This window comes from Sphingomonas sp. 66-10 (assembly GCF_001897045.1).
Classification (GTDB): Bacteria; Pseudomonadota; Alphaproteobacteria; order Sphingomonadales; family Sphingomonadaceae; genus Sphingomonas; species Sphingomonas lycopersici.
In genome coordinates, this window is sequence record NZ_MKRR01000160.1 from 96,652 (window position 1) to 102,867 (window position 6,216).

Consider the following 6,216-nt stretch of genomic DNA (forward strand, 5'->3'; position numbering starts at 1 on the left):
GACCTTCAACCTCGCGCTGTTCCGCACCGATTATAAGGATCTGCAGGTCTCGCAGCTCATCCCCTTGTGCTGCGTGGTGGTGAGCAACGCCGCCAAGGCGCGGCTCCAGGGCGTGGAGGTGGAGGCGGTCGCCCGGCCGTTCGCCGGTTTCCAGCTCGACGGCAGCTATTCCTATCTCGACGCCAAGTTCACCGCTTATTCGATCCCCGGGCAGAATTACACCGGCAACCAGCTGCCGCGCTCGCCGAGGAACAAGTTCAACGTCGGCGCGCAATATGAGCTGCCGCTCGGCGACTGGTCGGCCAAGGCGCGGGTCGATTATGCCTGGGTCGGCGACGCCTATTTCGAGGCGTCGAACATCCCGCAACAATTGTGGCCGGCGCATGAGAATCTCGACGCGCGGGTGTCGCTGCGCGCGCCCGGCAAGGCATGGGAGCTCTCGGTGTGGGGCAAGAATCTCACCGACGCGCTGGTGCCGACCTATGTCACTTACTTCGGGCCGTATCAGCAGACGTTGGTGCCCTATGCCCCGCCGCGCACCTATGGCGTGACGCTGGCGTTCGATATGTGAATTGCTCCCCTCCCGGGAAGGGAGGGGAGATCAATTCAAAACCGCGGCAACGGCATATCGCCCGCAACGCCGCAGGCGACCGCCGCCGCACCGACGCTGAGCGGGATATTCGCATCGCCCAGCGCGGCGGAGATGCGCAGCAGATCGCCGAAGGTCATCGGCCCGCGGCGATAGCCGTCGCGGTGCTGCACCGCCGCGCGCGACAGCCGGTCGAGCTGACGATCGCTGAGATGGCCGTGGAGGAAATCGCTGGCGCAATCGGCGCGGCGCTGATCGAGCCCGTAATCCTGCAAGGTCAGCGAAATCCGCTCGCGCGAGGCGGCGCAACCGGCCAGCGCCAGCGACAATCCGGCGGCGGCGATCGACGCGCGGGCAATAACGGACGAACGCTTCGTCATTGTTGGTCTCCTGTCGCTCCCGGCAAGATCACGATTCAGCGGCAATTCTCGCGCTCGATCGCGCGGCCGGCAAGTGCACCCGCGCCGGCGCCGATGATCAGCCCGGTCGTGCTCGGCTCGTTCCAGCGCCCGCCGCGCCCGATCTCGCGCCCGAGCAGGCCGCCGGCGACGCCGCCGATGATCGCCCCGGTCGTCCCACCGCAGCGACGACGCGAATATTCACGGTGGCGATAGCCGTAGCGGCGATAGCGGACGTCCTCGAACCGGGCGCCGTTGCGCTGATAGCCATAAGGGTCGGCGGCGCGCTCGAAGCCGTCGCCGCGATCGACGAACAGACCGGCCGAGCGATAGCCGCCGTCCTGCGCCAGCGCAGGGGTCGCCGCCACGCCGGTCATCACGGTGATCGCCGCGAGAATGGGGGTCAATTTCTTACGCAACATTACTACCTCCCTCGGAATTGGTGCGGGAGGTGCCATCGGAAAAGTGAGCCGCGGCTGAACGATTGCGCCATCCACACGACAGGCACGGCCGCCAGATATACGGGTTCGGCGCACCCCTCCACCGTTCGGGCTGAGCTTGTCGAAGCCCTGCACTTTTCTTCTGCAGAAAGACAGGACAGCCCTTCGACAAGCTCAGGGCGAACGGAGCGAGGGCGCGCCGCCGCCGGTGCTATTTACCCCAGCGATCCGCGCGCGCCTTGGTCTCCGCGGCGCGATCGAGCGGGTCGCCGGCGATGATCGACTGGATGAACGCCATCTGCGCCGCATCGCCCCCCGCCTGACGGTAATCGCCGCCTTGCGTCGTGGCAGGCACGGCGTAACGCAGCCGCCAGCCGCCATCCGCGCGACACGCGACGCTCGCCATCCCCGAAGCGGTGAAGCCGCGGCACAGGCTGCCGTCGCGGTCGCGGAAGGTCATCGCCACGCGCACCGCGCCCGCGTCGCCCGACAATTGCCGGTCGAGCGCGGCGACGGTCGGCGCGGGCAGCGCGAGCGCGTCGCGCGCACCGCCGGCACCACCACCCCCGACATAGCCGTGCCCGACGAGCACCCCGACGAGCAGGCTCGCCGCGATCGCGCCGGGCGCCATCCAGCGGCGCGGCGCGGGGCGCGGGGCCGCCGCCGCCTTCGCCGCGCGCGCCTTCCGCGCCGCCGCCAGCGACACCACCTCCGCCGCCGGGCGTTCGGGCGCCGGCGCGTCGGCCAGCGGCGCGAAAGCGGCGGCGAAACGCGCTTTCATCCGCCGGTGCCGCTCGGCCAGCGCCGCCAGCGCCGGATCGGCGGCGACCGCGCCGGCGACACGCGCCGCGGCGGCGTCGTCGAGTTCGCCGTCCACCCAGGCGATGATCCTTGTCTCGTCGATCGTTTCAGCCACCGGTCAATCCTCCAGCATCTTCATCAGCGCCTGCCGGCCGCGCACCAGCCGGCTGGTCAGCGTCCCCATCGGGATATCCAGCACCTCGGCGGCCTCGGCATAGGCCAGCCCCTCGATCATCACGAGCGCCACCGCCTCGCGCTGCTCGTCGGGCAGCCGGCCCATCGCGCGCATCAGATAGCCGAGCTCGACCGACGTCTCCGCCTCGCCCGGCGCGCCGACGCTCAGCCCCTGCTCCTCGTCGACCAGCACGCGATCGCGCCGCTGGCGCGCGCGCGTAGTATCGACCCACAGGTTGCGCATCACGCGATAGCCCCACGCAGCGAAATTGCTCCCCGGCTGCCATTGGTCGCGCGCCTTGAGCATCCGCTCCGCTGCGGCCTGGGTCAGATCGTCCGCGTCCGCCGCGTTGCGCGCGAGGCCGTGGGCAAACCGCCGGAGCCGCGGCAACAGGCTTGTCAGATGCCGCTCGAACTCGTCCAAATATCCTCCGCTGCTCGTTCATGCGGATGAAACGTTCCCCGCCCGTCGTTTCATCCACCGAGCGAGACGAAAAAGGAAGATGGCGATGAACATGGGGATCAAGGCGGCGATCAAGGCCGGGGCACTGGCGCTGGCGATCGGCATGACCGCGCCGGCTCCCGCGCAACTGCTCGGCGGCGGCGGGCTGGGCAATACGCTCGGCGGGGTCACCGGCGGGTTGACCGGCGGGCTGCTCGGCACCCCCGCCGGCCCCAACGGCAGCATGATCGGGCGGCTCGACGCCCCGCTGTCGGCGATCGGCAATACGGTCAATTCGCTCGCCCCGGCCGACCTCCTCTCGGCGCGACGCCAGCGGCTCCGCACCCTGGTGCGCGACAATCGCACGGCGCTCGACGTCGACGATCAGGGCAATCCGATCCGCCGCGACGAGATCATCGGCATCAACCTCGCCCCCGATGCGCTGGCCAAGGCGAAGGCCGCGGGCTTCACGATCACCCGCACCGAGCCGATCGACAACATCGGTCTCACCGCGACGATCCTGGCGCCGCCGCGCGGCAAGCCCGCGCGCAAGGCGATCGAGGCGCTGCGCGGGATCGATCCCGCCGGCGATTACACGCTCGATCACGTCTATGAACCCGCACGCGCGCCGCTCACGCCGATGCAGGGCCCGGCGGCGGGCGGCGGCGCAACCGGGGGCGGTGGCGGTGCGCCGATCGGGCTGATCGACGGTGGGGTCGGCAAGCATCCCGCCTTCGCCAATGCAGCGATCGAGCAGCGCGGCTTCGCGGGCAATCCGCATCCGAGCGGGCACGGCACCGCGGTCGCCTCGTTGCTCGTCGGCAATGTCGGGGCGTTTCGCGGCGCGGCGCCGGGGTCTCCGCTGCTCGTCGCCGATGTCTATGGCGGCGCGGCGGGCAACGGATCGGCGGTCGCGATCACGCGCGCGCTGGCGTGGCTCGCGCAAAAGGGCGCGCGGGTGATCAACATCAGCCTCGTCGGCCCGCCCAACCCGTTGCTCGCGGCGGGGGTGAAGGAGGTGCTGGCGCGCGGCATCGCGGTGGTCGCGGCGGTCGGCAACGACGGCCCGGCCGCGCCGCCGCAATATCCCGCTTCCTACCCCGGGGTGGTCGCGGTGACCGGGGTCGACGCCAAGGGACATGCGCTGATCGAGGCGGGCAAGCCGCTCCATCTCGATTTCGCCGCGCCCGGCGCCGATATGGCCGGCGCGCTCCCCGGCGGCGGTTGGGAGGCGCTGCGCGGCACCTCCTTCGCCGCGCCGCTCGTCGCCGGCCGGCTGGCGCGCGCCGGCAGCCTCGCGGCGCTCGCGGCGGAGGCGCGCCCCGGCAGCGGCCGCGTCGGGCGCGGCATCGTCTGCGGCGACTGCCGCACCCTGCCGAAAAGCGTCGGGCTGAAATAATTCTTAGGCCCGCGGGATTAAACCGGATCGCGGCGTCGTTGCTCTTGTCGGAAGCCGGGTGGAACCAGCCCCGGCCCGCGACGAAAAGGAGACAGATGATGATCCAGAAGATGCGGACCCGCCTGATGGTGGCGGCAGCGATCATGGCCGGCATGACGGCCGCGGCGCCGGCGTCGGCGCAATTGCTCGGCGGCGGCGGCGGCGGTGGCCTGGTCGGCGGCGTGCTCGGCGGCGCCGGCAATATCGGCGGCACGGTGACGGGCACGCTTGGCGGCGCCGGCAACATCGGCAGCACGATCGGCTCGGCGACCGGCAGCGTGTCGAACAGCGTCACCGGCTCGGGCAGCGCGAACAGCAGCCATTCGGTCAACACCAAATCGGGCAATGTCGCGGCCGACGCCGGGCTCGCCGGGACGATCAGCCACAGCACCGACGCCGCGCTCGGCGCGACCGGCGCCAACGGCAATTCACTCGCCGGCAACGTCAGCAATTCGGTCTCGGCGAGCGCCAGCCGCAATGTCGGCGCCCATGCACAGCTGATCGGCACCGATCAGGTCGCGAACACCGTGAGCAGCGCGCGCGGCGCGGCGACCGGCGCGGTGGGCCACGCGCGGAGTGCGGCGACGGGCGCGGTCCAGGCGGCACATGGCACCGCGAGCCACGTCGCGAGCAACGTGCGCGATCGTGCGGGCGCGGCGGCGGGCCAGGCACGCGACGCCGCCGGCGCGGCGAGCGGCGCGGCATCGGGCGATCTCGCCGGGACGATGTCGGGCGGCGCGGGGTCGCTCAACGCCAGCGGGTCGGGATCGGCCAGTGGCGCGGGTTCGGCCAGCGCGAGCAGCACGCCGCGCTGATCGGGCGATCGGTTGAAAGGGAGGGCCGCCGGGCAGCGATGCCCGGCGGTTTTTTGTTGGGGGCTATCGGGCGGGTCGGCGATGCGACAGACGCAGATATCTACATTACCTTTAGTAGCATTCACCGCCCCTATTCCTCTGATATTATCTTATTAGTTCAGTCTATTTTGACAGCGCCGCGTTGATTTTTAAGGTATAATAGAAGCAGTTTAACTAAATTTACTTTAAATGTTGGATTTGTTCATGAATTGTTCCTTACGCAATAGCGGGGGACATCATGACCGACCGGCAGATTCTCACCGAGAAAAAATCACCTGAACGCATTGCCTTCGAACATTATATTCGAACCGGCAGGCGTCTATCTCCGCAGGGGGAACCGGAGGTTGAACTCAAGTTCAACCCCTATCACGACCCGCGAAACGGCCGCTTTACCTTCGCCCCCGGCGGCCCGCGATCGCTGAGCGATGTCATCATTTCCGACGGCCATCGCGGCGAGCGACGGGTTTCGCGTTCGACGGCAGCGGCTGCTGCGCCCGAGGCACCGGCGGCGTCGGCAGACTCACCTCAAGCTGGTTCGCTAACCGACGCTGTCTACAGGCCGGACAAAACCGCCCCCGCAATTCAATCGGCTCAGTATCGCCCCAATTTTCGGGGCCGCCGGGGCGACAATGGCGGCCCGTCACTAAACGATCCGCTGACGCTCGATCATGTTTTCCCCGCTCTGCGCAATTCGCCCGGCGGGTCGCTAATCGCGCTGGCGGACAATATCTTCGATCTGACCGGCCCCGCTTCTCGCGCCACCACCCCGGTAATGGAAAACCACATCAATGCGCTGATTCAGCAGATCAAGGGTGTCGATCCTAGCTTTCGTTTGGAGTCGCTGGGGTTTCCGAAAACACTCAAAGGACAGGGAAACCTCCTCCGCCAACTCCTGTTTGATCGAGCGGCAGCCGTCTATCGGATGAAGAACGATGTCCGGTTGCTGCAGGTCGAGATGGTGCGCGTAATGCAAGAAACCGCAGACAGCGCGTAAGCGCTAAAACTGCCCCACGTGGTTGCGGGGCGACGGCGGCGACGTGGACGGCGTAATTTCGGCGATCAGGCGACGCTGGCGAGATT

General features: G+C 68.8%; 8 protein-coding genes. 4 read left to right on the plus strand and 4 right to left on the minus strand.

Features of this window, described 5'->3' with window-relative positions:
• Positions 1-571 (plus strand): TonB-dependent receptor domain-containing protein (locus tag BGN95_RS25250; protein WP_286774386.1); only part of this gene is annotated, 571 nt, incomplete at its 5' end.
• A gap of 35 nt (positions 572-606) precedes the next feature.
• On the opposite strand, the gene BGN95_RS25255 is transcribed toward BGN95_RS25250, so the two are convergent.
• From BGN95_RS25255 to BGN95_RS25270, 4 genes are all read right to left on the minus strand, one after another.
• The gene (locus tag BGN95_RS25255) at positions 607-969 is read right to left on the minus strand and encodes a hypothetical protein (RefSeq protein WP_179513316.1); all 363 of its coding nucleotides are present in this window, start codon (positions 967-969) and stop codon (positions 607-609) included.
• A gap of 35 nt (positions 970-1,004) precedes the next feature.
• Complete coding sequence (locus BGN95_RS25260; RefSeq protein ID WP_265271997.1) at positions 1,005-1,409, minus strand: glycine zipper 2TM domain-containing protein; 405 nt, start codon at positions 1,407-1,409, stop codon at positions 1,005-1,007.
• A gap of 229 nt (positions 1,410-1,638) precedes the next feature.
• Positions 1,639-2,343 (minus strand): hypothetical protein, encoded by a 705-nt coding sequence (locus tag BGN95_RS25265; protein WP_286774387.1) that lies wholly within the window; start codon positions 2,341-2,343, stop codon positions 1,639-1,641.
• A 3-nt stretch (positions 2,344-2,346) separates the two neighbouring features.
• Positions 2,347-2,826, minus strand: a complete 480-nt coding sequence (locus tag BGN95_RS25270) for an RNA polymerase sigma factor (protein WP_286774388.1) — start codon at positions 2,824-2,826, stop codon at positions 2,347-2,349.
• Between the two features lie 85 nt (positions 2,827-2,911).
• Here BGN95_RS25270 and BGN95_RS25275 point away from each other — a divergent pair, with 85 nt between their 5' ends.
• The 3 genes from BGN95_RS25275 (at position 2,912) to BGN95_RS25285 (ending at position 6,130) form a co-directional block, all read left to right on the plus strand.
• The gene (locus BGN95_RS25275) at positions 2,912-4,243 is read left to right on the plus strand and encodes a S8 family serine peptidase (protein WP_286774389.1); all 1,332 of its coding nucleotides are present in this window, start codon (positions 2,912-2,914) and stop codon (positions 4,241-4,243) included.
• 98 nt (positions 4,244-4,341) lie between these two features.
• Entirely contained in the window at positions 4,342-5,097 is a 756-nt protein-coding gene (locus tag BGN95_RS25280) for a hypothetical protein (protein ID WP_286774390.1), read from the plus strand.
• A gap of 277 nt (positions 5,098-5,374) precedes the next feature.
• Positions 5,375-6,130: a hypothetical protein gene (locus BGN95_RS25285; protein ID WP_286774391.1), complete on the plus strand. Its 756-nt coding sequence runs from the start codon at positions 5,375-5,377 to the stop codon at positions 6,128-6,130.
• Positions 6,131-6,216 lie beyond the last annotated feature (86 nt).